We start from the raw sequence: 25,697 nt of genomic DNA, 5'->3' as shown, positions 1-25,697 counted from the left end.
AAGGTGTAGCCACCACGGGCCCGGCCGGGTACGGTGATCGCTCCGAGTGCGAGCCGTCGAAGTCTCCACCCCGCCGCAAGAGTTGGAGAACGGCCCCCATGTCGGCTTCGATCGCCGCCCCCATGTCCCTCCGCGCCCCGCGCCGCGCCTGGCTCACCGACCTGCCCGTCCTGCTCGTCGCCGTCGTCTGGGGCGCCAGCTACCTCGCGGCGAAGGGAATCACCACCACCCACACCGTCATCGCGGTCCTCGTCCTGCGGTTCGCGGTCGTGCTGCCCGTCCTCGTCGTCGCCGGATGGGCCAGGCTGCGGGCGCTGAGCGCGGCCCAGTGGCGCGGCGCCGCGACCCTCGGACTGATCCTCAGCGGGATCTTCCTCCTGGAGACCTACGGCGTCGTCCACACCTCCGCCACCAACGCGGGCCTGATCATCAGCCTCACCATGATCCTCACCCCGCTCGCCGAGGCCGCCGTCACCAGGGTCCCGCCGTCCCGCGCCTTCGTCGCCGCCGCCGCGCTCTCCGTCACCGGCGTCGTCCTCCTCACCCAGGGCGGCGGCTTCACGACCCCCTCGCTCGGCGACCTCCTCATGCTGCTCGCCGCCGTCGCCCGTACCGTCCACGTCCTGGCCATGTCCCGGATCAAGGCGGTCGCGTCGGCCGACTCGCTCTCCCTCACCACCGTGCAGCTCGGCTCCGCCGTCGCCGTCTTCGCCGTCATCGCGGCCTTCCCCGGCACCGGCGCCTCGCCCTGGGCGGTGGCCCTCGACTTCGGCCCCCGCGAGTGGGCGGGGCTGCTCTTCCTCTCCGTCTTCTGCACGCTTTTCGCCTTCTTCGTACAGATGTGGGCGGTCCGCCGCAGCTCCCCCTCCCGGGTCAGCCTCCTCCTCGGCACGGAACCGCTCTGGGCCGCCGCCGCCGGCATCGCCCTCGCCGGCGACCGCCTCGGGGTCCTCGGCGTCGTGGGCGTGATCCTCGTGCTCGCGGGCACCGGCTGGGGCCGCCGGGCCGCAGAGAAGGACGCCGGGTAGGTTCTTCGACCATGAGTTCACTCGTGTACGACAACGCCTTCCGCGCCCGGGCCCGTCGCACCCAGGCATGGGGACTCGGACTCCTCGCCGTGGCCGGGCTCCTGTGGATCTGGCTCGCGGTGCTCCTCTTCACGCCCTACGAGACCGGTGAGTACAGCCGCGAGTGCACCTCCCGCTTCACCAGCGAGAACCTCCACAACAGCGACAGCCGCTGCGTCAACGAGCGCGACTGGCCCGCACTCCTCGCCGTTCTCGGCGCGTCCGTGCCCGTGGCCGTCATCGGCGGAGTCCTCTACACCAGCGGCTCCGTGTCCCACCGCATGGCCGAACACCTCGCCGAGGTCACCCGCCTCGACCGCGCGAGCGCCTGACACCGGGAAGCCGCCGGCTCAGGCCTTCGCTATTCGGCTCCCCGCGATCGCGACGACCAGCCCGAGGACCGCGATCACGATGTTCGCGAACAGCTCCCGGCCCTCCAGGAACCACACGTTCTCCGTGAGGAACCGGGTCAGGCCCAGGAAGCCGAACCAGCCGTCGGTCAGTTCACGAATCACTCCGGCAATACCGGACACCAGCAGCAGGGCCCCGAGACCCTCAAGAAATCCCTTCATGATCCGATCATGGAGGGAAGGGCCGACCGCCCGCGTCCGCCGCTCGTCTACGACGGTCGATACCAAAGTCTCGACCTCGGCGACTCCGGTAGCACGACGGCCCGTACGACCGCCGGATCGCACCTGGCCTGCGTACATTTGCGGACATGACTCGTACGGACCGGCAGCGGTGGCTGCTCCCCTCCCACCTGGTCGAACCGGGCGGGACCGGGGTGGCCCGGCCCCGCCGTACCCTCCGCGACTGGATCGTGGACACCTCGCTGTTCCTCCTCGCCGCGCTCGTCGGCCTCCTCGCCGCCGACACCAGCGCGGAGTACACCAGCGAGACCGTCACCCTCCTCGACCAGCTGGCCGGTGCCGCCGCCTGCGGTGCCCTCTGGCTGCGCCGCAGATGGCCCATCGGGCTCGCGGTCGCCCTCTCCCTGGTGAGCCTCGTGGCCCCGGTCGCCGCCGGAGCCCTCCTCGCGAGCCTGTTCAGCGTCGCCGTACGCCGTCCCTTCCGCGAGGTCGCCTGGCTCGGGGCGCTCGCCGCCGCCGCCTCCACCGTCCAGGTCTTCGTCCGGCCCGACCCGACCATCAACTCGGGCCTCTCCATCGGCATCGGCCTCGTCCTCGTCCTGCTCGTCACCGCCTGGGGCATGCTCGTCCGCGCCCGCCGCCAGCTCGTCGAGGCCCTCAGGGAGCGCGCCCGCCGCGCCGAGGCCGAGGCCGAACTGCGGGCCGCCCAGGCCCAGCGGCTCGCCCGCGAGTCCATCGCCCGCGAGATGCACGACGTCCTCGCCCACCGGCTCACCCTGCTCAGCGTCCACGCCGGAGCCCTGGAGTTCCGGCCCGACGCGCCTCCCGAGCAGATCGCCCGCGCCGCCGGAGTCATCCGCGACAGCGCCCACGAAGCCCTCCAGGACCTCCGCGAGATCATCGGAGTGCTCCGTGCGCCCGGCGAGAACGGTGACGGCGACCGACCGCAGCCCACGCTCGCCACCCTCGGCGCGCTGATCGACGAATCCCGCGAGGCCGGGGCGGACGTCGTCCTCGACACCACCGTGGACGAACCGGCGACCGTGCCCGCCGCCACCGGCCGCACCGTCTACCGCATCGCCCAGGAGGGCCTCACCAACGCCCGCAAACACGCCCCCGGCACGAAGGTCACCGTCACGGTGCGGGGCCGCCCCGGCGAGGGCCTCACCGTCGGCGTCCACAACCCCGCACCGGCCGGGCCGGTCCCGCACGTCCCCGGCTCGGGCCAGGGCCTCATCGGACTCACCGAACGCGCCACCCTCGCCGGTGGCCGTCTCGACCACGGGCAGGACCCCGACGGCGGATTCAGCCTCCACGCATGGCTACCGTGGCCCGCATGACCATCCGGCTGCTCATCGTCGACGACGACCCCCTGGTCCGCGCGGGCCTCACCCTCATGCTCGGCGGCGCCGAGGACCTGGAGATCGTCGGCGAGGGCGCCGACGGCCGCGAGGTCCCCGAACTCGTCGACCGGCTCGCCCCCGACGTCGTCCTCATGGACATCCGGATGCCCCACATCGACGGGCTCACCGCCACCGAACGCCTCCGCGCCCGGCCAGGCGCCCCCGAGGTCGTCGTCCTCACCACCTTCCACGCCGACGAACAGGTGCTGCGCGCCCTGCGGGCCGGGGCCGCGGGCTTCGTCCTCAAGGACACCCCGCCCGCCGAGATCCTCGCCGCCGTCCGCCGCGTCGCCACCGGGGACCCGGTGCTCTCCCCGGCCGTCACCCGCCAGTTGATGACCCACGTCGCCGGACAGCACGGACCGCAGGCACCTTACGGGCCGCACGGACAGGCCGAAAAGGACCGGCGTGCCGCCGCCGAACGGCTCACCGAACTCTCCGCCCGCGAACGGGAGGTGGCCGTCGCCGTCGGCCACGGCCGCTCCAACGCCGAGATCGCCGCCCGGCTGTACATGAGCGTCCCCACGGTCAAGGCCCACGTCAGTCGCGTCCTCGCCAAACTCGGCCTCAACAACCGCGTCCAGATCGCCCTGCTCGTCCACGACGCGGGCCTCCTCGACGAGGAGGACGGCCCCTAGGATCTGTCTTTCGGATCAGACCCTGAATAGGCTGACCGGATGACCGACACCGACGAACCCGGCCTCGCCCTCGCCCGGAAGGTGCTGGACGCCCAGCCGTTCAGTCGCCTCCTCGGAGCCACCGTCACCGCCTTCGGCGACGGGGGCGCCACGCTGGAGCTGGCGATCAGGGAAGACCTGCGGCAGCAGAACGGATTCGCGCACGGCGGGGTCCTGTCGTACGCCGCCGACAACGCGATCACCTTCGCCGCGGGCACGGTCCTCGGTCCGGCCGTCCTGACCGCCGGCTACTCCATCGATTACGTCAGGCCCGCCGCCGCCGGCACCCTGCGCGCCCGCGCGGACGTCCTGCACGCCGGCCGCAGGCAGGCGGTGGTCCGCTGCGAGCTGCTGACCGTCGACGCGGACGGCGTGGAGACGCTGTGCGCCCTGGCCCAGGGCACGGTCCGCTCGGCGAACCCTTGAGGCGGCCGCCCGACTGCGACGCCGCCCGACTGCGACGCTGTCCGGTTCTGGCGCCTCCCGACGTGGCGCCTCCCGACCGTGACGCCGCCCGACTGTGACGCTGTCCGGCTGTGGCGCCTCCCGACCGTCACGCCTCACGACCGTGGCGCCGCCCGGCTATGCGGCGGCGCCCTCCACCCGTACCGGACGCCGCTCCCGGCGCGAGCGCTCGCAGGCCTCGGCGATCCGCAGCGCCTCCAGGGCCTCCCGCCCGTCGCACGGGTTGTCCGCCTCGCCGCGCACCAGCCGGAGGAACGCGTCGAGTTCCGCCTCGTACGCGGGGGCGAACCGCTCGAGGAACCCCTGCCAGGGCTTCCCCGGCGCGGCCGGCCCCCGCTGCTCCACCGAGGTGAGCGGGGTCCGGTCGTCCAGGCCCACCGCGATCTGGTCGCGGTCGCCCGCCAGTTCCATGCGGACGTCGTACCCCGCGCCGTTGCAGCGGGTCGCCGTCGCCGTCACGAGCGTGCCGTCGTCCAGGGTGAGGAGCGCCGCCGCCGCGGACACGTCCCCCGCCTCCCGGAACATCGCGGGCCCCGCGTCCGAGCCCGTCGCGTACACCTCCACGACCTCCCGGCCCGTCACCCAGCGGACGATGTCGAAGTCGTGCACCAGACAGTCCCGGAAGAGACCGCCGGAGAGCGGCAGATACGCGGCGGGCGGCGGCTCCGGGTCGGAGGTCACGGCCCGTACGGTGTGCAGCCGGCCGAGCCGCCCCGCGCGCACGGCCTCCCGGGCCGCCCGGTACCCCGCGTCGAAGCGCCGCATGAACCCCAGCTGGAGCTCGGTCCCCGCCTCCGCCACCGCCGCGAGCGCGGTCCGCGTCCCCGGCACGTCCAGGGCGATCGGCTTCTCGCAGAAGGCGGGGAGCCCGGCACCGGCCGCCCGGGCGATCAGCTCCGCGTGCGCGGCCGTCGCCGAGGCGATCACCACCGCGTCCAGGGCGTGCCCGAACAGCGCCGTCACGTCCGGCGCCGCCTCCGCGCCCAGCGCCCCCGCGACTCCGGCGGCCCGGCCGGCGTCCGCGTCCGCCACGACCAGCGACGTGACCTCCGGGTGGCGGGCCAGCACACCCGCGTGGAAACTCCCGATCCGTCCCGTACCGATGAGTCCGATGCGCATGGCCCCACCGTGGAGGCGTGCCTCCCCGGTGTCAAGGATGTGTCAGGACAACAGGACGTATACACCTTCCCGTCCTCAGCGCCCCGGGGCTACGCTCCTCCCCGTGCCCAAGCAGTCCGGCTCGTCCCTGCCCCCGCTCTCCGTGGACCGCGGCAGCCCGGTCCCGCTCTACTTCCAGCTGGCCCGCCAGTTGGAGGACGCCGTGGCGGACGGGACGCTGCCGCCGGGCACCCTCCTCGGCAACGAGATCGACCTCGCCACCCGCCTCGGCCTCTCCCGTCCCACCGTCCGTCAGGCCATCCAGACCCTCGTCGACAAGGGCCTCCTCGTCCGCCGCCGGGGGATCGGCACCCAGGTCGTGCACAGCACGGTCCGCCGCCCGCTGGAACTGAGCAGCCTCTACGACGACCTGGACGCCGCGGGCCAGCTCCCCGCCACCCGGGTGCTCGTCAACCGCGTCGTCCCCGCCACCGTCCCGGTCGCGTCGGCCCTCGGCGTACCCGAGGGCAGCGAGGTCCGCTACCTCGAACGGCTCCGCACCGCGCACGGCGAGCCTCTGGCGTATCTGCGCAACCACCTGCCGGCCGGGCTCGTGGAGCCGGACACCGCGCACCTGGAGACCACCGGCCTCTACCGGATGCTCCGCTCCGCCGCGCTCACCCTGCACAGCGCGCGCCAGGCCGTCGGCGCCCGCGCCGCGACCGCCGCGGAGGCGGCGCTGCTCGACGAGCCGGAGGGCGCCCCGCTGCTCACGATGGAACGCGTCACCTTCGACGACACCGGCCGGGCCGTCGAGCTCGGATCCCACCTCTACCGGGCCGCCCGCTACTCCTTCGAGTTCCAGCTGATGGTCCGTCCGTAGCCTTGGAAGACCCCCTGACCGGCGCCGCGACCCGCATGACCGATACTGCAATGCACGCAGAAGGACACAAAGGAGGGCACCGCCTCGTGACCAGGCTTCGGACCGGAGGGGTACGCGCCGTCATCGGCGCCGTGCTCGCGCTCACACTCACAGGGGCGCTCGCGGGGTGCAGCAGCACCGGCGGAAAGCGGGCGGAGGACGCCCGCAAGGCCGCCGCGGCCCAGGGCAGGGCGGCCGTCGACACCCCCCGCTGGACCTTCGCCATGGTGACCCACTCCGGCGACGGCGACACCTTCTGGGACATCGTCCAGAACGGTGCCAAGCAGGCCGCCGTGAAGGACAACATCAACTTCCTGTACGCCCACAGCGACGAGGGCAAGGAACAGGCGCAGCTGATCGACTCGTACGTCTCCAAGGGCGTCGACGGTCTCATCGTGACCCTCGCCAAGCCCGACGCCATGAAGGCCGCCGTCGAGAAGGCCGTCAAGGCGGGCATCCCGGTGATCACCGTGAACTCGGGCGCCGAGCAGTCCAAGGCGTACGGCGCGCTCACCCACATCGGCCAGGACGAGACCGTCGCCGGCGAGGCCGTCGGCGAGGAGCTCGACAAGCGGGGCAGGAAGAAGGCGCTCTGTGTCCTGCACGAGCAGGGCAACGTCGGCCACGAGCAGCGCTGCGCCGGAACGAGGAAGACCTTCGGCGGCGAACTCGTGAACCTGTACGTCGACGGCACCAACATGCCCGACGTCAAGGCGTCCATCGAGGCCAAGCTCCAGTCCGACAAGGACCTGGACGCCGTCGTCACCCTCGGCGCCCCCTTCGCCGACGCCGCCGTCCAGGCCGCGAAGAGCGCCGGCAGCAAGGCCGAGGTCGACACCTTCGACCTCAACGCCAAGGTCGCGACCGCGCTCCAGGCCGGCACCCTCGGCTTCGCCGTCGACCAGCAGCCCTACCTCCAGGGCTACCAGGCCGTCGACCTGCTCTGGCTGTACCGCTACAACGCCGACGTCCTCGGCGGCGGGAAGCCGGTCCTCACCGGCCCTCAGATCATCACGAAGGACGACGCCGGCAAGCTCGTCGGCTACGCGGAGCGGGGCACCCGATGAGCTCCACGGCCCCGCCGTCGAACGGAATCGACCACGTCGACGAACGGCTGCTCCGGACCTCTCCGCTGAAGAAGCTCCTCGCCCGCCCCGAGCTCGGCTCGGTCGTCGGCGCGGTCGCCGTCTTCGCCTTCTTCTCGGTGGTCGCCGACAGCTTCCTGCGCGCCCCCAGCCTCGGGACCGTCCTCTACGCGGCCTCCACCCTCGGCATCATGGCGGTCCCCGTCGCGCTGCTCATGATCGGCGGCGAGTTCGACCTGTCCGCCGGTGTCATGGTCACCAGCTCGGCCCTGATCTCGTCGATGTTCAGCTACCAGATGACGGCGAACGTCTGGGTGGGCGTCGGCGTCTCGCTGCTCGTCACCCTGGCGATCGGCGTCTTCAACGGCTTCATGCTGACCCGTACCAAGCTGCCCAGCTTCATCATCACGCTCGGCACCTTCCTCATGCTGACCGGCCTGAACCTGGGCCTCACCAAGCTGATCAGCGGCACCGTCTCCACCAAGACCATCGCCGACATGGAGGGCTTCTCCTCCGCCCGGAAGCTCTTCGCCTCGCAGCTGACCGTCGGCGGCGTCGAGTTCAAGGTGACCGTCCTGTGGTGGCTCGGCCTCGTCGCGCTCGCGACCTGGATCCTGCTCCGCACCCGCTTCGGCAACTGGATCTTCGCCGTCGGCGGCGGCGCCGACGCGGCCCGCGCGGTCGGCGTCCCCGTCCACCGGACGAAGATCGGCCTCTACATGGGGGTGGCCTTCTGTGCCTGGGTCTCGGGCCAGCACCTGCTCTTCTCCTTCGACGTCGTCCAGTCGGGCGAAGGCGTCGGCAACGAGCTCATCTACATCATCGCGGCCGTCATCGGCGGCTGTCTGATCACCGGCGGATACGGCTCCGCCATCGGCTCGGCGGTCGGCGCCCTCATCTTCGGCATGACCAGCAAGGGCATCGTGTACGCCGAGTGGAACCCCGACTGGTTCAAGTTCTTCCTGGGAGCGATGCTCCTCCTGGCGACCCTGCTGAACGCCTGGATCCGCAAGCGCGTGGAGGCCACGAAATGACGACTCCGCTCGTGGAGCTGGCCGACGTCAGCAAGTACTACGGCAACATCCGCGCCCTCGAAGGCGTCTCCCTCGAGGTCCGCTCCGGCGAGATCACCTGTGTCCTCGGCGACAACGGCGCCGGCAAGTCGACCCTCATCAAGATCGTCGCGGGGCTCCACCGGCACGACGCCGGCCTCTTCCGCGTCGAGGGCGAGGAGGTCACCCTCGCCAACCCGCGCGACGCCCTCGACCGGGGCATCGCCACCGTCTACCAGGACCTCGCCGTCGTCCCCCTCATGCCGGTCTGGCGGAACTTCTTCCTCGGCTCCGAGCCGACCAGGGGCTCCGGCCCGTTCAAGCGGCTCGACGCCGGCCTGATGCGCTCCACCACCCGTGAGGCGCTGCTCCGCATGGGCATCGACCTGCGGGACGTCGACCAGCCGATCGGCACCCTGTCGGGCGGCGAGCGCCAGTGCGTGGCCATCGCCCGCGCCGTCCACTTCGGCGCCAAGGTCCTCGTGCTCGACGAGCCGACCGCCGCGCTCGGCGTCAAGCAGTCCGGGGTCGTCCTCAAGTACGTCTCCGCCGCCCGCGACCAGGGCCTCGGCGTGGTCCTCATCACGCACAACCCGCACCACGCCTACCTCGTCGGGGACCGGTTCGTGCTCCTGAAGCGCGGCGTGATGGCCGGCAGCCACACCAAGGGCTCGGTCACCCTCGACGAGTTGACCCGGCAGATGGCGGGCGGCACCGAGCTCGACGACCTCCGCCACGAACTGGAGCGGCCCTCCACGACGTGACGGAGCACGTCCCGATGTGACGGCCCCTTCACACCCCACCTGGCAGAATCGGAGCCGATGAGTACCTACCGTGACCTCGCCCACCGGGGCTCCGCCCGGGGCACCGTGCTGCGGACCGTCGGCACCCGGGAGCGGCGCTCCCATCTGACGGCGCCCCGGGTGCCGACCGTCGGCATCGACATCGGCGGTACGAAGGTGATGGCCGGAGTCGTCGACGCCGACGGCAACATCCTGGAGAAGCTCCGCACGGAGACCCCGGACAAGTCCAAGAGCGCCAAGGTCGTCGAGGACACCATCGTCGAGCTCGTCCTCGACCTCTCCGACCGGCACGACGTGCACGCCGTCGGCATCGGCGCGGCCGGCTGGGTCGACGCCGAGCGGTCCACGGTGCTCTTCGCCCCGCACCTGGCCTGGCGGAACGAACCCCTCCGCGACGCCCTCCAGGGCCGCCTCGCCGTCCCCGTCATGGTCGACAACGACGCCAACACCGCCGCCTGGGCCGAGTGGCGCTTTGGTGCGGGACGCGGCGAGGACCACCTCGTCATGATCACCCTCGGCACCGGCATCGGCGGCGCCATCCTGGAGGGCGGCCAGGTCAAGCGCGGCAGGTACGGGGTCGCGGGCGAGTTCGGCCATATGCAGGTCGTCCCCGGCGGGCACCGCTGCCCCTGCGGCAACCGCGGCTGCTGGGAGCAGTACAGCTCGGGCAACGCGCTGGTCCGCGAGGCCCGTGAGATGGCCGCGGCCGACTCCCCGGTCGCGTACAACATCATCGAGCGGGTCAAGGGCAACGTCCCCGAGATCACCGGACCGCTCATCACCGAGCTCGCCCGCGAGGGCGACGCCATGTGCGTCGAACTGCTCCAGGACATCGGCCAGTGGCTCGGGGTCGGCATCGCCAACCTCGCCGCCGCCCTCGACCCCTCCTGCTTCGTCATCGGCGGCGGCGTCTCGGCCGCCGACGACCTGCTCATCGGCCCCGCGAGGGACTCCTTCCGCCGCCATCTCACCGGCCGCGGTTACCGTCCCGAGGCCCGTATCACCCGCGCCCAGCTCGGCCCCGAGGCCGGCATGGTCGGTGCCGCCGACCTCGCCCGGCTCGTGGCCCGCCGCTTCCGCCGCGCCAACCGGCGCCGGCTCGAGCGGTACGAACGGTACGAGCGCTACGCCCAGGCGCTGCGCAACGGGACCTCGGGCCGGGCCGCCCGTACCCCCGAGGACCCGCCCTCATGACCGTGCCCCACCAGTCGAGCCCGCCGCGCACCCCGCAGGACAAGCTGCCCGAGGACCGCCGGCACATGATCCGCCGCCGCTGGCTGACGGCCGTCATCATCGTGCTGCTCGTGGGCATCCCGGCCGGCTATCTCGTGATCTCCGCGGGCCAGAGCCGGGACAGCGGCCGTGACAAGGAACGCGAGTCCTCGGCGGCCGGCCTCCAGGACAACTGGCCCTCGCTGATGAAGCGCCGGGTCTTCGAGGTCCCCGTCCCCGGCGGCGCCTGGGGCGTCGCCTACTACGAGACGAGCAACTGGAAGACGAGCCGGCTGTACGTGCAGTTCACGACGACCGCCTACGGCCTGGACGCCTTCCTCGCCGAGTCCGGCACCGGTCGCGCCGCGCTCACCCCGGGCCGGATCACGGTCGGCGAGCGGGACGCCGACATCGTCGGCTGGACCTTCGCCGAGGGCATGACCTGGGCGGGGACCACGGTGAAGCGCGAGGAACCGCGCCCGACCACCGACATCACCGTCGACCTGACCGACCCGGCGTTCCCCCGGGTGTACGCGGTCTCGACGACGAGTCCCTGACCTTCCGGTACCGGCCGCCCGCCCTTCCTAGGCGCTCTTCTCCATGCCCGGGCGCAGCCGTGCGAGCAGGGCGTAGAGGGTCGTGCTCTCGTCGGCGTCGAGCGTGTCGAGCGCTCCGCTGGTGGCCTGCATCTCCTCGCGGACGCGGCGGATGACCTCGCGGCCCTCGTCGGTCGCCACGACGTTCTTGACGCGGCGGTCCGAGGGGTCGGGCTCGCGGCGGACCAGGGAGCGGGCCTCCAGGCGGTCGATGATCCCGGTGACGTTGGACGCGTCGCACACGAGGAGGGTGGCGAGGGCGCGCATCGGCAGCGGGCCGTTGAGCTGGGCGAGGACCTTCGCCTGGGTGGAGGTCAGGCCGTGGTGGGCCGCGGCGGCCGCGAAGTCGCGCCACTGGGCCGTGCCGATGGCGGCGAGGAGCTCCAGGAGCTGGAGCTTCGTGGGGGTCTCGGGGGTCGTCGCGCTCATGGTTCGAGCGTACTCAGAACACTTGACATTATCAATTGTTTACTTGACCACTTCAAGTATCCGGGTCTAACGTCGCTCAAGTACTTGATGACCTCAAACATCGACGATCTGAAGCTCTGATGCTCCAGGCACCGAGAAGGCCCCCTCTGCCATGAGTCACACCCCCGCGCCGCCCGCCGCCGACCCACGGCGCGAGACGGTCGTCGTCTTCGCCCTCAGCCTCGCCGCCATGGTCGTGTCGATGATGCAGACCCTGCCCGTCCCGATCCTCGGCCTCATCCGCACCGACCTCGGCACCTCCACGGCCGACGTGAGCTGGGTGACCACCGCCACGCTGCTCTCCGCCGCCGTCTTCACCCCGCTCCTCGGCCGCTTCGGCGACCAGCACGGCAAGAAGCCCACCCTCGTCGCCGTCCTCGGCGTCATGGTGGTGGGGTCCGTCGTCGCCGCGCTCGCGACCTCGCTGCCCCTGCTGATCCTCGGCCGGGTCCTCCAGGGCGCCGCCACCGCGATCTTCCCGCTCGCCCTCTCCGTCCTCCGCGAGGAGGTCCGCCCGCAGAAGCTCCCCGGAGCCATGTCCCTGGTCAGCGGCACCCTCGCCTTCGGCAGCGGCCTCGCGCTCGTCGCGACGGGACTGCTCACCTCCGGCCCCGGCGCCGACTACCGCAACGCCTTCTGGATGGCCACCGGCTTCGCCGCCCTCGCCCTGCTCGCCGTCGTCCTCCTCGTCCCCGCGACCCGCCACAAGACCGGCGGCCGCACCGACCTCCTCGGCGCCCTGACCCTCGGCCTCACCCTGCTGCTGCTCCTGCTTCCCATCTCCCAGGGCAACGAGTGGGGCTGGACCTCCGGCCGCACCCTCGGCAGCGCCGCGGGCGCCGCCGTCATGGCCGTCGTCTGGGTCCTCACCGAGCTCAAGGTCCGCGACCCCCTCGTCGACATGCGCATGTTCGTCCACCGGCCGGTGCTCATGGCCAACCTCGCCGGCATCCTCGTCGGCTTCGGCATGTTCGCGAACTTCCTCGGCGTCTCCTACCTCGTCCAGATGCCCGAGGCCCTCACCGGCTACGGCTTCGACGCGTCCATCCTCCGCGCCTCCGTGCAGTTCCTGCTGCCCGGCGCGATCGTCTCCCTGCTCGCCTCCCCGATCGGCGGCCAGCTCGTCCGCCACCGCGGCCCCCGTACGGCCCTCGCCCTGGCCGCCGGGCTCGGCGCCCTCGGCTTCGCCTGGCTCGCCCTCGACCACGGCCACACCGCCTCGGTGATCGGCGCCGGCATCGTGGTCGGCGCGGCCGTCAGCTTCGGTTACGCGGCCATGCCGGCGGTCATCATGGCGAGCGTCCCGCCCCACCAGAGCGGCATCGCCAACGGCATCAACTCGATCTCCCGCTCCACCGGCAGCGCGATCGGCAGCGCCGTCGTCACGACGATCCTCGCCTCCCGGACGCTCGACCACCTCCCCGCCGGGGCGCCCTCGCTGCCCGCGGAGTCCGGCTTCACCCTCACCTTCTGGATCGGCGCCACCGCCTTCGCCCTCGTCGCCGCCCTCGCGGGCCTGGGCCTCCGCACCCGGCCCGCCCCGCGCACGACCACGGCGGCCGCCCCCGCCGCCGCCCCCGCCGAGAAGGCGACGGTCTAGCGACGACGGGTGTCACGTTCCGCCGTACGGCGCTCCCTGGACCCGGTCCTCCACCACGTCCAGGGAGTGCCGTACGGCGCGCCCGGCGCCAGGGCCCGATCCGCCAGGGTCGAGGACCTATGATCGAACGCTCCATCAATGACCCTCCTCCACCGGGTAGAGCGGGTAGCCAGTGAGAAGACCGAGATCCTGGGCCGCCGCGTTCGTGGCCGTCGCCCTCGCCGTACCGGCCGCGGCCCCGGGCACCTTCGCCGCCCCGACGGTGACAGCGTCAGCGCCGGCAGCCGGGGCCGGCCCCGTGACCTCCGCCGGACGGCCCGCCTTCGCCGCGGCACCCGCCCAGGCGGCCCTCGCCCGGCTGCTGCCGCGCCACGTCTCCCAGTTCACCCTCGTCCCGGTGAGCCGATCCGCCTCCGGCGGCGACCACTTCACCGTCTCCGGCGACGCCGGCGATCTGCGGATCCAGGGCACCAGCCCCGCCACCCTCCTCAGCGGCGTCAACTGGTACCTCAAGTACACCGCGAAGGTCGACATCGGATGGCCCGGGGACAGCACCGCCAGACTGCCCCGGATCCTTCCCGCCCCCTCCGGCACCGTCCGCAAGGACGCCTCCGTGCCCCACCGCTTCGCCCTCAACGACACCGACGACGGCTACTCCGGCGCCTACCGCGACTGGGCCGCGTACGAGAGGCAGATCGACCTGCTCGCCCTGCACGGCGCGAACGAGGTCTTCGTCCAGGTGGGTGCGGACGCCGTCTACCACGAGACGTTCCAGGAGTTCGGCTACTCCGCGGACGAACTCCGCTCCTGGATCCCGGGCCCCGCCCACCAGCCGTGGTGGCTGATGCAGAACATGTCGGGCTTCGGCGGCCCCGTCTCCGAACGGCTGCTCGACGACCGCGCGGAGCTCGGCCGCAGGATCGCGGACCGGCTGCGCCGGCTCGGCATGACGCCCGTCCTGCCCGGCTACTACGGCACCGTGCCCCCGGGCTTCACGGCGAAGAACCCCACAGGACCGGTCGTCCCGCAGGGCCGCTGGGTCGGCTTCGACCGGCCCGACTGGCTCGACCCGCGCAGCCCGATGTACCCCGAGGTCGCCGCCTCCTTCTACCGCCACCAGCGCGAACTCCTCGGCGACTCCACGATGTACAAGATGGACCTGCTCCACGAGGGCGGCCGGCCGGGTGACGTTCCCCTAGGGGATGCCGCCAGGGCCGTGATGAACGCGCTGCAGACCGCGCGCCCCGGCGCCGTCTGGACCCTGCTCGGCTGGCAGAACAACCCCTCCACGCAGATCATCGACGCCGTCGACAAGAACCGCCTGCTCATCGTCGACGGCCTGTCGGACCGCTACAACGACCTCGACCGGGAGACCACCTGGCACGGCGCGCCCTACGCGTTCGGCACGATCCCCAACTTCGGCGGCCACACCACCCTCGGCGCCAACACCGCCGTCTGGGCGGACCGATTCGACCAGTGGCGCACCAAGCCCGGCAGCGCCCTCCAAGGCATTGCCTACCTCCCGGAGGGCACCGGCGGCAACCCCGTCTCCTACGAACTCTTCACCGAACTCGCCTGGCGCACCGGCCCGCTGGACCACAGGGCCTGGTTCGCGCAGTACGCCGAACGGCGCTACGGCGGTGCCGACCCGCACGCCGCCAAGGCCTGGGAACTGCTGCGCGGCGGCCCGTACAGCACCCCGTCCGGCAAGTGGAGCGAGTCCCAGGACAGCCTCTTCACCGCCCGCCCCCGCCTCACGGCGACCACGTCGGCCAGCTGGGGCCCCGGGGCCATGCGCTACGACGCGAGCACGGTACGGAGGGCGCTCACGGAACTGCTCCAGGTCGCGCCCGAGCTGCGTACCACCGACGCGTACCGCTTCGACCTGGTCGACGTGGCGCGGCAGGCCCTCGCCAACCACAGCCGGGTCCTGCTCCCGCGGATCAAGGCCGCGTACGACGCCGGGGACCTCGCCACGTTCCGGCAGCGGGCCGCCGAATGGAAGGAGGGCCTCGCCCTCCTCGACCGACTGCTCGCCACGGACACCCGGTTCCTCCTCGGGCCCTGGCTGGCGGACGCCAGGTCCTGGGGCACCACCGAAGAGGAGCGGGCCACGGCCGAGTTCGACGCCCGCTCCCTCCTCACCACCTGGGGCCACCGCTCCGGAAGCGACGCGGGAGGCCTGCGCGACTACGCCAACAGGGAGTGGTCGGGCCTTGTCTCCGACTTCTACGCCATGCGGTGGACGACGTACCTCGACTCCCTCGACACCGCCCTGACCACGGGCCGGGCACCGGTCGCCATCGACTGGTTCGCCGTCGAGAACGCCTGGAACCAGGAGCGCGACCCGTACCCCGTGCACTCCTCCGGCAACCCGGTGGCCGTGGCAGCCGCCGTGGACGACGCCCTGCCGACCCCCGTCTGACCGGCGGTCACGACGGGGCGGTCCTCAGCTCACCGGCGGCAGGGACTGCTCCGTCCAGATCGTCTTGCCGTGCCGGGTGTACCGGCTTCCCCACCGGTCGGTGAGCTGTGCGATCAGGAAGAGCCCCCTGCCCCCCTCCTCCGAGGCCTGGGCGCGGCGCATCCTGGGCTGGGTGCTGCTGCGGTCGGAGACCTCGCAGATCAGCGACGCCGCGCGGATCAGCCGGAGTTCGAGCGGGCCGCCCGCGTAACGGATGGCGTTGGTGACCAGCTCGCTCGCCACCAGCTCGGTGGTGAACGCCAGGTCGTCCAGGTCCCACAGCGACAGCTGGCCGAGGACCCGCTCCCGCGCCTCCGCCACCACCGAAGGGTCCGCGGCGAACGTCCAGGCGGCGGTGGACCCGTCGGGGACCACACGGGTCCGCGCGAGCAGCAGCGTCACGTCGTCCGACAGCGGACCCGGGACGAGCTCGCCCACCACGGCGGGCCCCGCCTCCTCCAGCGGGCGGCCCCGGGCGACCGCCGCCGACAGCGCCTCACCGAGCGCCACCATCCCCAGGTCGAGATCGGCGTGACCGCGCTCGATCAGGCCGTCGGTGTAGAGCGCGAGGACGCTGCCGTCGGCCACCTCCGTCTCGGCGGGCTCGAAGGGCAGCCCGCCGACCCCGAGCGGGGGGCCGGGGTTCACGTCCAGGTAGCGGACGGTGCCGTCGGGAGCCACCAGGACCGGCGGGGGATGACCGGCGCTGGCCACGAGACACCGCCGCGTCACCGGGTCGTACGTCATGTACAGGCAGGTGGCGCCGAACGAGCCGTACGCGGTCTCCGCGCCGGGCGCACGGGTCGCCTCGCCGGCCTCGATGACGAACTGGGACACGAGGTCGTCCAGATGGGTCAGCAGCTCGTCGGGTTCGAGGTCGAGGTCCGCGAGCGTCCGTACGGCGGTGCGCAGCCGCGCCATCGTCGCGGTGGCCTGGAGACCGTGCCCGACGACGTCACCGACGACGAGCGCGACCCGCGCGGACGACAGCGGGATGACGTCGAACCAGTCGCCGCTGACGCCCGTGGCCGTGTCGGTCGGGAGGTAGACCGTCGCGGTGTGGACCGCGACGGTGTCGGTGGTGGGCGAGGGCAGCAGGCTGCGCTGCAGGCTGATCGCGGCGCTTCTCTCCCGGTGGTACCGGCGGGCGTTGTCCACGACCAGGGCGGCGCGTGAGGCGATCTCCTCGAGCAGGGCGAGGTCGCCCGGGGCGAACGGATGACGGCCGTCGCCCCGCCCGACCTGGACGCGGCCGAGGAGCAGCCCCCTGGCCCGGAGCCACGCGCTCATCCCGTGCGGCGAGTCGACGACGCCGTCGTGGTCGGGCACGTCCGAGGTCCGTGACCACATGTGGGCCGCGAGCACACCGCCCGAGTCGACCTCGATCCCGGTGCCGGGCGCGATCGGGCCGGGCGGGGTCCCGGCGACGGCCGCCCGGCGCAGCGCGTGGTTGTGGTGGTGCTCGGGGGCCGGTTCGTCGGAGGTGAAGACGGACTCCGCGATGTCGACGACCGCCACGTCGGCCAGGCCCGGCACGAGCACGTCGGCCAGGTCCCGCGCGGTCTCCTCGGCGGACAGGTTGGTGCTCAGCATCGATGTCGCGCGGTGCAGCAGGTCGAGACGGCGCTGCGAGAGCCGTTGCTCCGTGACGTCGAGGAACATGGCGGTGACCCCCGCGACCTCCCCGTTCGTCCCCTGGAGCCGGAACGCGGACACCGCCATGATCCGTCCCGTACCCGGGTCGACACGGGTGTGGACCTCCAGGTCGACCCCGACCAGCGGCACCCCGGTCGTCAGCACCTCGCGCAGCCGCGCGTCGATCTCACGGGCGTCCTCCTCCCAGAGGAAGTCCGCGAACCGGGCCCCGTGCAGATCGGGCGGCAGGCCCGTGTACGGCAGCAGATGGGTGTTGGTGCGGACGAGACGCAGTTCCTTGTCCATCACGGCGAGACCGACGCGCTCCTGGAGGAACAGCTCCCGCATGAAGGCGTGGGCCTGGCGCCACTGCGCGACCAGCGTGCGCGGGGCGGCCAGGATCAGGAACTGGTGCGCGCCTCCGGCCTCTCGTCCGTCGTCGAGGTGCGGCCCTCCGGCTCCTCGTCCGTCGTCGAGGCGCGCTCGTCCGTCGTCGAGCGGCAGGACCCGGAAGAGGACGTCGCCGCCGCGGCCCGCGGCCAGCTCCGCCCGTCCCTCCCAGACCGGACCGTCCTGCTGTGCCATGACCGTCCGCCAGCTCTCGGGGTCCGCGAGCAGGTCGCGGACCCGATGCCCCCGGAGCTCCGCCGCCGTGCGGTTCAGGAGCGTCTCCGCCGCGGGTGTGCAACTCAGGATGGTCCCGTCGGCGTCCACGACGAGCCCGGCCGCGTGCCCGGCGTCGAGCGGGTCGTCGTTCGTGCGGGCCATCCGGATGCACACTCCGTTCCACGCCTGGTCACCGGCGAGGACCACGGCTCATGACCACTCTGCCCGTGTGTCCGCTCCTCGGCACGCCCTCATCGCCCGAATGGCGCGTGCACGGCCGGGTCCGGTGCCCGCCACCACGGCCGCGCACCGGTCTTCCGTGCCGGTCAGTCGACCGCGAGCACCCGCAGGAGCCGTGCCACCTCCGTCGCGACGGCGGCGCGCGCCGGGCCGAAGTAGGTGCGCGGGTCGGCCGTCTCGGGGTGGGCGAGGAGGTGGTCCCGTACGGTCCGGGTGAAGGTCTTGTTGAGGTGGGTGGACACGTTCACCTTGGTCATGCCGGCCGTGACCGCCTTGGCGAGGTCGTCGTCGCCGACCCCGGAGGAGCCGTGCAGGACGAGCGGCACGTCCACGGCGGCCCGCAGCCGGGCGATGAGGCCGAAGTCGAGGACGGCGTCGCGGGTGAGCATGGCGTGGGAGCTGCCCACGGCGACGGCCAGGGCGTCGACGGCGGTCGCCGTGACGAACGCGACGGCCTCGTCGGGGTCGGTGCGGACGCCGGGGGCGTGGGCGCCGTCCTTGCCGCCGACCTCGCCGAGTTCCGCCTCGACCCACACGTTCGCGCGGTGGCAGTAGTCCGTGATGTCCCGGGTCGCCGCCACGTTCTGGGCGTACGGCAGCTTGGAGGCGTCGAACATGACGGAGGTGAAGCCGAGGTCGACGGCCTCGCGGACCAGGTCCTTCGATTCGGCGTGGTCGAGGTGGACGGCCACCGGGACGCCCGCCGCGCGGGCGACGGCGAGTGAGGCGAGGCCGATCGGGGCGAGCGAGCCGTGGTAGCGGGCGGTGTTCTCGCTGATCTGCAGGATGACCGGCAGGCCGGCGCTCTCCGCTCCTGCGACGATCGCCTCGGCGTGCTCGATCTGGATGACGTTGAACGCTCCGACGCCCGACGTTCCCGCGTACGCGGGGTCGACGATCTCGTCAGTCGTTGACAGGGGCATGGGTTCTCTCCACGGGAACGGACGTACGGAACTGGGCGTGGAGGCCGGCGTCGAAGTCGCCGGCCAGCGGGCAGGGAACGGCGGCGGCCGAGAGGGCGACGGCCTCGCGCAGGACGGCGGGCCAGTCCGCGCCGGAGAGGAGCCCCGCGGCGACGGCCGCGACACAGGCGTCCCCGGCCCCCGTCGGGTTCCCCGTGAGGCGTCGCGGGGGAGTGGCGCACCAGCTGCCCTCGGGGGTGACGGCGTAGAGGCCGTCCGGGCCGCGTGACGCGACGACGGACCGGGCGCCGAGCGTCCGCAGGCCCGCGGCGGCGGCCACCACGTCGTCGTGGCCGGTGACCTCGGCGATCTCGGTCGCGTTCGGTTTGATCACGGTCGGGCGCGCGGGGAGGGCCGCGAGGAGAGCGGGGCCGCCGGTGTCGAGGACCGTCAGGGCCCCCGCCTCCGCGGCCAGGCCGATCAGCCGTCCGTACGTGCTGGTGGGAAGCCCGGGAGGCAGACTGCCCGACAGGACGACGACCCGGGCGTCGCGTACCAGTCGGGTGAACCGCGTGGTGAACTCCGTCCAGGTCTCCCCGTCGACCCGCGGACCGGACTGGTTGAAGACGGTGGCGTCGCCGTCCTCCCGGGACACCACGGCGACCGTACGACGCGAGTCGCCCGGCATGGACACCAGCTCGTCGGTCAGCCGGGCCGCGCGCAGGTCGTCGCGGATCGCACGGCCGGTCGGGCCGCCCGCGAGACCGGTCACGACGGCGGGGATCCCGAGGGCCGAGAGCACGCGCGCCACGTTGACGCCCTTGCCGCCCGCCCGCTCGAAGGACTCGGTGACGCGGTGCGAGCCGTTCGGGACCAGGGCGTCGACGGTGTACGTGACGTCCAGGGCGGCGTTGAGCGTGACGGTGAGGATCATGACGCCGCCGCCGATGAGGCCTCCACGAGTCGACGGGCCGGCCGCGCGGTGCCGTGCTCGCCTCGGGCCGGGAGGGGAGCGGGAACCGCCGGTACGGGCACGGTGCCGGCCGCGACGCCCGCCGCGTCCCACGCGGCGAGGCCGGCGCCGAGACAGCCGGCCAGGTCCCCGAGCGCCGCGAGGGCCAGCTCGGGCCGCCGCTGGAACGTCAGCCGCCGGTCGAGATCCGTGCGCAGTGGGTCGAGCAGCAGACCACCCGCCTGCGCGAGACCTCCGCCGAGCACCACGATCTCCGGCGCGAACAGCGTCGTGACGGTGGCGAGCGCCGTGGCGAGGGCGTCGACGGCCCGGTCCCAGACCGCCCGGGCATCGGGATCCCCCTGGGCGAGCAGCGCCGCCACCTGGGCGGCGCCGTCGACCCGGCGTCCGGTCCGCGTGCCGTAGGCGGCGGCGACCGCCGTGGCGGAGGCCACCGTCTCCAGGCAGCCCCGGGCACCGCAGACGCACGGATCCCCGCCCGGCTCGACGACGACATGGCCGAGCTCACCCGCGAAGCCCCCGGCACGGACGGGCCGCCCGTCGCACAGGACGGCCGCGGCGATGCCGGTCCCGAGGGGCACGAACCACGCGTCCCCGGCGCCCCGGGCCGCGCCGAGGCGGCACTCGGCGGCCCCGGCGGCCCGTACGTCGTGCCCGAGGGTGACGGGCAGCCCCGAGGCCTCCGCGAGGAAGGCCGCGAGGGGCAGGTCGCGCCAGCCGATGTCGGCCGAGTAGACGGCCGTCCCGGTCGCCTCGTCGACGATGCCCGGGACCACGACTCCGGCACCGCGGACGGTGAGACCGCGGGCGGCGGCCTTCCTGTCCAGCTCGATCAGAGCGGCGGTGATCTCGGCGATCACCGGGTCGGGGCCCCAGTGCCGGGGGGTCGCCCTGCGCAGGGTGTGCCGGGACGTCAGGTCGCCGCCGAGTAGCGCCGCCTTCACACCGGTTCCCCCGACATCGAGGGCGATGACGCAGTCCTGTCCGGCGTCCGCCGCTGTGACGCGTTCGTGCCCGGCGTCCGCCGCCGTGACGCGTTCGTGCCCGCCGTTCGTCGTCGCGACGCGTTCGTGCCCGCCGTCGTCCGGTGCGGCGACGCCGGGGTGTGCGTCGGTCCCCTCAGGCATGGGGGCTCCCGAGGATCACCGAGCGGGTGAGGTTGCGCGGGCGGTCGGGGTCGAAGCCCTGGGCCTCGGCGAGCCGGACGGCGAGGCGCTGGGCCAGGATGAGGTCGGCCAGCGGGTCGAGCGCGTCGGAGTCTTCGCCGGATCCCGCGACCATCGTGCCGCCGACGCGGGCGACGTCGTCGGCGAGGCCCGCCGGGGTGGTACCGAAGACCCAGGCCACGCGACCGGGGCCGGTGATGCTGATCGGCCCGTGCCGGTACTCCATGGCCGGGTAGGCCTCGGTCCACGCCCCCGCGGCCTCGCGCATCTTGAGGCCGGCCTCCAGGGCGAGACCGTAGGTCCAGTGGGTGCCGAGGAAGGTGAACTGGTCGGCGGCGCACACCTCGGCGTCCAGGTCCCGCGCGATCGCCCGCCGTGCGTCGTCGATCGCGAGGTCGAGCGGCCGTACGCCGGCCGGCAGCGCGTCCTCCGCCTCCAGGTGCGCGCGCAGCAGCGCGAGGACGGTCGTGGCGAACCGGGTCTGCACCACCGACTCCTCGTCGGCGAAGCCGAGCACGGCGACGCCGTCGGCCAGCCGCATGACGGGGGTCTCGGGGTCGGCGGTGATCGCCCCGGTCGGCGTGGAGCCCTTCAGCCGGGCCAGCAGGTCGAGGACCTCGGTCGTGGTGCCGGAGCGGCTGATCGCGAGCACACGGTCGTAGCGGCGTCCGTGCGGGAACTCCGAGGCCGCGAAGGCGTCCGTCTCGCCGTGTCCGCCGCGCTCGCGGAGCTCGGCGTAGGCCAGGGCCATGAACCAGGAGGTTCCGCAGCCGACGACGGCGACGCGCTCGCCGCGGCGGGGCAGGACGTCGGCGTGGAGGGCGAGCGACTCCTTCGCCTGCCGCCAGGTGTCCGGCTGCGAGGCGATCTCGGCCGCGGTACGGGACGACGCTGTGGTGGTCATAGAGGACGGCTCCTTGAAGGGACAGGCCCGCACACCCGGGCTCGGTGCGTGAAAGCGCACGATAACGGCTTGCTTCGAGCAGTAACAAGCATATTTGGTGCGAGAAGTATGGCGGAACGGCAGCGCGGGGTCCAGAGGGCAGGCCGCGCGCCGCCGCGGAGGCCGGCACCCCGGAGCTGCGGCCTCTTCCGGGCACGCGTTACGCTCCCCCTCCGTCGGCGACACGGCCGGGCCGCGGGCCACCGGCGGCGCACCTCGCGACACTCGCGTGCGTGGATCGAGGTCCAACGAGGTCTAAGGAGCTCCGAAGCATGTCCAAACACGAGCGGTGGAACGCGCTCCTCGAGCTGCTGGCCGCCGAGGGCAGGCTGGAGGTCGACGAGACCGCCGCGTCCCTCCAGGTCTCGTCCGCGACGATCCGGCGTGACCTCGACGAGCTCGCCGAGCAGCAGATGCTCGTACGGACGCGCGGCGGAGCCATCGCCCACGGTGTCTCCTACGAACTGCCCCTGCGCTACAAGTCCTCCCGGCACGCCTCAGAGAAGCAGCGCATCGCCGCCGCGGTCGTCGAACTCGTCGGCGACGGAGACGTGGTGGGGCTCAACGGGGGGACGACCACCACCGAGGTGGCCCGCGCGCTCGCGCTTCGGGTGGGCGGCGGACGGCGTCACACCAACGAGGCCACGGCGCCCGCCTTCACCGTCGTCACCAACGCCCTCAACATCGCCGGCGAGCTCGCCGTACGGCCCCAGATCAAGATCGTGGTGACCGGAGGGGTGGCCCGCCCCCAGACGTACGAGCTGGTGGGGCCCCTGACGGCCGGCGTCCTGAAGGAGGTCGTCCTCGACGTCGCCGTGCTCGGCGTGGACGGACTCGACCCCCAGCTCGGTGTGATGACCCATCAGGAGGACGAGGCCAGCATCAGCAGGCTGTTCGCCGAGCGCGCCCAGCGCGTCGTCGTGGTCACCGACTCGTCGAAGATGGGGAAGCGCGCCTTCGCCCGGATCTGCGGGCTCGACGCCGTCGACGTCATCGTCACCGACTCCGCGGTCCCGGCCGACATGGTCGGCCGCCTCCAGGACCTCGGCATCAAGGTGATCGCGGTCTGAAGGGCAGTCGGCGGGAACGGGTCCGCCCCGGACCTCGGGAGAGGTCCGGGGCGGCCGCCTGCCGTCAGGGAAGGGCAGACGGGGATCAGGGGGCGACGGCCATGTCGAAGAGGTGGATGTTGCCGTTGCTCGGCAGCACCACGAAGTCGATCTGCTTGCCGCCGTCGAGCGGGATGGAGTGGGCGAAGACCCGGTACTTGATGCCCGCGTTCCCGTACCCGCTCGGCCGGTTGCGTCCGTCGCTCGACGCCACGAGGGTCGCCCCGTGGGCGTTCGCCGGGTCGAACGACCAGTTCGGGAAGCCGAACGAGCCGCTGCTGCTCGTCCCGTCCGTGTAGTACACGGTGGCCGTTCCCGACGCCCCGCTCGTGACGCCGGACCCGAGGAAGACGAGCCTGCTGCCGGTGCCGCTCAGGGTGACGGCCTGGCCCGCGGCGGAGACGTTGTTCCTGGTGCCGCTCGGCACGTTCGGCCAGCGCAGTTCCGCGCCCAGGGCGCTGACGGGCGCGCCGGGGCGCAGTCCGACGTCCGCGAGCTTCTGCGCGGAGAAGCTGTTGCCCTCGCCGTCGTAGTCGCCGGGCCCTGTGTTGCTCTCGTCGGTCACGGCCACGTTGTTGTACGCGGCGGCGAGGCCGGCCAGCGGCGTTCCGCTGCGCTGCGTCCGGGTGCCCGTCGCCGAGCCGAAGCCGTCACCGCCCTGGTAGGTCGCGGTCGCGGTGAAGGTACGGACGGTGAAGCCGGCGCGCTGCTCCGGCACCTGGATGCGGAAGGTGGCGTCGGCGGAGGCTCCCTCGGTGAGGGAACCGTCCACGCGGACGGCCGAGGGCTGTACGGCCCAGCCGGCCGGACCGCCGAAGGTCACCGTCAGCGAGCGCAGCCGCTCCGGTCCCGCGTTCTTGACGGTCACCTTCACCGTGGAGATGGCCGGGCCGGCCAGGTCGACGGGGGAGATCGTCACCGCCGTCCGTTCCGCGCCGGGCGCCGGCTCCTGTGCCGCCGCGACCGCCGTCCCGGCCGCCGCCGGGAGGAGGGTGAGCACACCGGCCACGGCCACCGCTCTGAGTGATCCGAGCAGTCCTGCTGATCTCACGTGCTGCTCCTTCTGGGGAGGGGTGCGGGGGACGTCAGGCGACGGGCGGCATCTCGGTGGTGCGCGAGTCGAGCCCCATGCGGAGGTTGACCCAGGCGCCCCGGGTGAAGTCCGGAACCTGCACGGGCCGGCCCTTCGCTGCCAGGGACATGACACTCAGGGGTACGGGGGCGCACCAGGCCGCCGAGTCGTAGACGTCGATGTCGGGCACGAGGCCCGCCCTCATCAGCTGGATCGTCCGCCACTGCAGGACGTAGTCCATGCCGCCGTGGCCGCCGTTGTTCGCCGCGTCGTCGCCGATCTTCTTCCACAGCCAGTGGTCGAACTCCTTGCGGTAGGAGCCGAAGTCCCGCCAGGCGTGCCCGCTGTGGTCGGGCTCGACGTAGACGCGCCCGCCTCCGGCCGAAAGCACTCCGGCGTAGTCCTCGAAGATGCCCCGGCTGCCGGCGAGCGTGTTGATCCTGCTGTACGGACGGGGCGAGCTGACGTCGTGCTCCGCGCGGATGACCCGTCCCTTGGCCGTGTCGATCAGACACGTGACCAGGTCGCCGTTGACGTACGTCTCGTTCCAGGACGGGTGGTTCCGGGGCACGAACCGCTCCCGGTAGTCGGCGAGACCCTTGGGTGCGGTCGCGGTGGCGCGCAGCGTGGTCATGCGGTCGCCCCGGTTGATGTCCATGGCCGCGGCGATCGGCGCGAGGCCGTGCATGGCGTAGAAGGAGGCGGTGCTGCGGGTGTGCCAGAGCCGGCGCCAGGAGTCGGTGTAGTACGTGTCGGAGAACAGCAGCGCGCGGAGGTCGTGGAGGTAGCCGCCGTGCCCGTTGGTGATGTCGCCGAAGAGGCCCTCGTGCGCCATCTTGAGCATGGCCAGCTCGTTGCGGCCGTAGCTGCAGTTCTCCGCCAGCATCAGATGGCGCCGGGTGAGCTCCGAGGTGTCGACCAGGTCCCAGAGCTCGTCGAGCCCGGTGGCGATGGGCAGTTCGACGATGACGTGCTTGCCGGCGAGCAGCGCCGCCTTGCCCTGCTCGTAGTGGAACTCCCACGGCGTGGCGATGTAGACGAGGTCGATGTCGTCGCGCCGCAGCATCTGGGCGTACGCGTCGGCGGAGCCGCCGAACTCGACGGGACGGGGCCTGCCGTCGGCGGCCAGCCGGTCGGCGACCCTCTTGGCGCGGTCGGCGCGGATGTCGCAGACGGCGGTGACGGTGCAGCCGGGGACCACGGACCAGCCGGTGGTCATGCCGGAGCCGCGGTTGCCGAGGCCGATGACGCCGACGCGGACCGTGCGGTGGACGTCGTACGGCACGTCGACCATCGACCGCTGGCCCGCCTGCCGGCGCGGGGTCGCCGCCGCCGTGTCCGCCGTTCCCGTCGCGGCCGCGGCGGTGGCCGCTCCCGCTCCGGTGGCCAGTGCCCCGGTGGCGGCCACGGCGCCTCCCAGGATCAGGCGGCGCGAGACTGCGGGGGTTTCTGTCATGAATACATCGCTCCTCTGTGCGGACGGCGGCAAGCGCGTGACGACTGTGACGGGGCGATCGGATCCATGTCAATAGGTGTTCATTGCGGCGCA

24 protein-coding genes are annotated in these 25,697 nt (G+C 72.8%); 14 read left to right on the top strand and 10 right to left on the bottom strand.

Annotated features, from left to right (window positions below; translation table 11 throughout):
- The first annotated feature begins 98 nt into the window (after positions 1–98).
- The gene (locus tag ACZ4VK_RS12655; protein WP_468351374.1) at positions 99–1,028 is read left to right on the top strand and encodes a DMT family transporter; all 930 of its coding nucleotides are present in this window, start codon (positions 99–101) and stop codon (positions 1,026–1,028) included.
- A gap of 11 nt (positions 1,029–1,039) precedes the next feature.
- Positions 1,040–1,399, top strand: a complete 360-nt coding sequence (locus ACZ4VK_RS12650; protein ID WP_468351372.1) for a hypothetical protein — start codon at positions 1,040–1,042, stop codon at positions 1,397–1,399.
- An 18-nt stretch (positions 1,400–1,417) separates the two neighbouring features.
- On the opposite strand, the gene ACZ4VK_RS12645 is transcribed toward ACZ4VK_RS12650, so the two are convergent.
- Positions 1,418–1,639 carry a hypothetical protein gene (locus ACZ4VK_RS12645; RefSeq protein ID WP_468351370.1) on the bottom strand — a complete coding sequence of 74 codons (222 nt, stop codon included), beginning with the start codon at positions 1,637–1,639 and terminating at the stop codon, positions 1,418–1,420.
- A 146-nt stretch (positions 1,640–1,785) separates the two neighbouring features.
- Between ACZ4VK_RS12645 and ACZ4VK_RS12640 the strand changes: the two genes are divergently transcribed.
- Genes ACZ4VK_RS12640 through ACZ4VK_RS12630 form a run of 3 tightly spaced genes read left to right on the top strand, consistent with a single transcriptional unit; the run spans position 1,786 to position 4,163 of the window.
- A complete protein-coding gene (locus ACZ4VK_RS12640; protein WP_468351368.1) occupies positions 1,786–2,997 on the top strand; it encodes a sensor histidine kinase in 1,212 nt (403 codons plus the stop codon).
- Positions 2,976–3,698, top strand: coding sequence for a response regulator (locus ACZ4VK_RS12635; RefSeq protein WP_468351366.1), 723 nt, complete (start codon positions 2,976–2,978; stop codon positions 3,696–3,698). The genes ACZ4VK_RS12640 and ACZ4VK_RS12635 overlap by 22 nt, the downstream gene beginning before the upstream one ends.
- A 39-nt stretch (positions 3,699–3,737) precedes the next feature.
- Positions 3,738–4,163 carry a PaaI family thioesterase gene (locus tag ACZ4VK_RS12630; RefSeq protein ID WP_468351364.1) on the top strand — a complete coding sequence of 142 codons (426 nt, stop codon included), beginning with the start codon at positions 3,738–3,740 and terminating at the stop codon, positions 4,161–4,163.
- Between the two features lie 156 nt (positions 4,164–4,319).
- Here the strand turns inward: ACZ4VK_RS12630 and ACZ4VK_RS12625 are convergent, their stop codons facing one another.
- Complete coding sequence (locus tag ACZ4VK_RS12625; protein ID WP_468351361.1) at positions 4,320–5,321, bottom strand: Gfo/Idh/MocA family protein; 1,002 nt, start codon at positions 5,319–5,321, stop codon at positions 4,320–4,322.
- Positions 5,322–5,424: 103 nt separating this feature from the next.
- Between ACZ4VK_RS12625 and ACZ4VK_RS12620 the strand changes: the two genes are divergently transcribed.
- The 6 genes from ACZ4VK_RS12620 (at position 5,425) to ACZ4VK_RS12595 (ending at position 10,931) form a co-directional block, all read left to right on the top strand.
- Positions 5,425–6,183, top strand: a complete 759-nt coding sequence (locus ACZ4VK_RS12620; RefSeq protein WP_468351359.1) for a GntR family transcriptional regulator — start codon at positions 5,425–5,427, stop codon at positions 6,181–6,183.
- A 122-nt stretch (positions 6,184–6,305) separates the two neighbouring features.
- Positions 6,306–7,289: a sugar ABC transporter substrate-binding protein gene (locus ACZ4VK_RS12615; protein WP_468352028.1), complete on the top strand. Its 984-nt coding sequence runs from the start codon at positions 6,306–6,308 to the stop codon at positions 7,287–7,289.
- Positions 7,286–8,341, top strand: a complete 1,056-nt coding sequence (locus tag ACZ4VK_RS12610) for an ABC transporter permease (RefSeq protein ID WP_468351357.1) — start codon at positions 7,286–7,288, stop codon at positions 8,339–8,341. The genes ACZ4VK_RS12615 and ACZ4VK_RS12610 overlap by 4 nt, the downstream gene beginning before the upstream one ends.
- Positions 8,338–9,123 carry an ATP-binding cassette domain-containing protein gene (locus ACZ4VK_RS12605; protein ID WP_468351356.1) on the top strand — a complete coding sequence of 262 codons (786 nt, stop codon included), beginning with the start codon at positions 8,338–8,340 and terminating at the stop codon, positions 9,121–9,123. Before ACZ4VK_RS12610 ends, ACZ4VK_RS12605 begins: the two co-directional genes overlap by 4 nt.
- A 57-nt stretch (positions 9,124–9,180) precedes the next feature.
- The gene (locus tag ACZ4VK_RS12600) at positions 9,181–10,356 is read left to right on the top strand and encodes an ROK family glucokinase (RefSeq protein WP_468351354.1); all 1,176 of its coding nucleotides are present in this window, start codon (positions 9,181–9,183) and stop codon (positions 10,354–10,356) included.
- The gene (locus ACZ4VK_RS12595) at positions 10,353–10,931 is read left to right on the top strand and encodes a hypothetical protein (protein WP_468351352.1); all 579 of its coding nucleotides are present in this window, start codon (positions 10,353–10,355) and stop codon (positions 10,929–10,931) included. Before ACZ4VK_RS12600 ends, ACZ4VK_RS12595 begins: the two co-directional genes overlap by 4 nt.
- 27 nt (positions 10,932–10,958) lie before the next feature.
- On the opposite strand, the gene ACZ4VK_RS12590 is transcribed toward ACZ4VK_RS12595, so the two are convergent.
- The gene (locus ACZ4VK_RS12590) at positions 10,959–11,399 is read right to left on the bottom strand and encodes a MarR family winged helix-turn-helix transcriptional regulator (protein WP_468351350.1); all 441 of its coding nucleotides are present in this window, start codon (positions 11,397–11,399) and stop codon (positions 10,959–10,961) included.
- 151 nt (positions 11,400–11,550) lie between these two features.
- Between ACZ4VK_RS12590 and ACZ4VK_RS12585 the strand changes: the two genes are divergently transcribed.
- Positions 11,551–13,038: an MFS transporter gene (locus ACZ4VK_RS12585; protein ID WP_468351348.1), complete on the top strand. Its 1,488-nt coding sequence runs from the start codon at positions 11,551–11,553 to the stop codon at positions 13,036–13,038.
- 172 nt (positions 13,039–13,210) lie between these two features.
- Positions 13,211–15,463, top strand: a complete 2,253-nt coding sequence (locus ACZ4VK_RS12580; RefSeq protein WP_468351346.1) for an alpha-N-acetylglucosaminidase — start codon at positions 13,211–13,213, stop codon at positions 15,461–15,463.
- A gap of 24 nt (positions 15,464–15,487) precedes the next feature.
- Here the strand turns inward: ACZ4VK_RS12580 and ACZ4VK_RS12575 are convergent, their stop codons facing one another.
- From ACZ4VK_RS12575 to ACZ4VK_RS12555, 5 genes are all read right to left on the bottom strand, one after another.
- Entirely contained in the window at positions 15,488–17,905 is a 2,418-nt protein-coding gene (locus ACZ4VK_RS12575) for a SpoIIE family protein phosphatase (protein ID WP_468351344.1), read from the bottom strand.
- A 164-nt stretch (positions 17,906–18,069) separates the two neighbouring features.
- Positions 18,070–18,906 carry a class II fructose-bisphosphate aldolase gene (locus tag ACZ4VK_RS12570; protein WP_468351342.1) on the bottom strand — a complete coding sequence of 279 codons (837 nt, stop codon included), beginning with the start codon at positions 18,904–18,906 and terminating at the stop codon, positions 18,070–18,072.
- Positions 18,887–19,819 (bottom strand): 1-phosphofructokinase family hexose kinase, encoded by a 933-nt coding sequence (locus ACZ4VK_RS12565; protein ID WP_468351340.1) that lies wholly within the window; start codon positions 19,817–19,819, stop codon positions 18,887–18,889. Before ACZ4VK_RS12565 ends, ACZ4VK_RS12570 begins: the two co-directional genes overlap by 20 nt.
- On the bottom strand, positions 19,816–20,985 hold the full coding sequence (locus tag ACZ4VK_RS12560) for an ROK family protein (RefSeq protein ID WP_468351338.1): 1,170 nt from the start codon (positions 20,983–20,985) through the stop codon (positions 19,816–19,818). The genes ACZ4VK_RS12565 and ACZ4VK_RS12560 overlap by 4 nt, the downstream gene beginning before the upstream one ends.
- Positions 20,978–21,928 (bottom strand): SIS domain-containing protein, encoded by a 951-nt coding sequence (locus tag ACZ4VK_RS12555; RefSeq protein ID WP_468351336.1) that lies wholly within the window; start codon positions 21,926–21,928, stop codon positions 20,978–20,980. Before ACZ4VK_RS12555 ends, ACZ4VK_RS12560 begins: the two co-directional genes overlap by 8 nt.
- Before the next feature lie 311 nt (positions 21,929–22,239).
- Here ACZ4VK_RS12555 and ACZ4VK_RS12550 point away from each other — a divergent pair, with 311 nt between their 5' ends.
- Entirely contained in the window at positions 22,240–23,037 is a 798-nt protein-coding gene (locus ACZ4VK_RS12550) for a DeoR/GlpR family DNA-binding transcription regulator (protein ID WP_468351334.1), read from the top strand.
- Positions 23,038–23,122: 85 nt separating this feature from the next.
- On the opposite strand, the gene ACZ4VK_RS12545 is transcribed toward ACZ4VK_RS12550, so the two are convergent.
- Together ACZ4VK_RS12545 and ACZ4VK_RS12540 are read right to left on the bottom strand one after the other, a co-directional pair.
- The gene (locus ACZ4VK_RS12545; protein ID WP_468351332.1) at positions 23,123–24,127 is read right to left on the bottom strand and encodes an NEW3 domain-containing protein; all 1,005 of its coding nucleotides are present in this window, start codon (positions 24,125–24,127) and stop codon (positions 23,123–23,125) included.
- 34 nt (positions 24,128–24,161) lie between these two features.
- Positions 24,162–25,604 (bottom strand): Gfo/Idh/MocA family protein, encoded by a 1,443-nt coding sequence (locus ACZ4VK_RS12540; RefSeq protein WP_468351330.1) that lies wholly within the window; start codon positions 25,602–25,604, stop codon positions 24,162–24,164.
- Positions 25,605–25,697: the final 93 nt, after the last annotated feature.

The organism is Streptomyces sp. NPDC028711 (assembly GCF_055565415.1).
The sequence above is the reverse complement of the archived record's forward strand: the minus strand, read 5'-3'. Positions and strand labels throughout refer to the sequence as shown.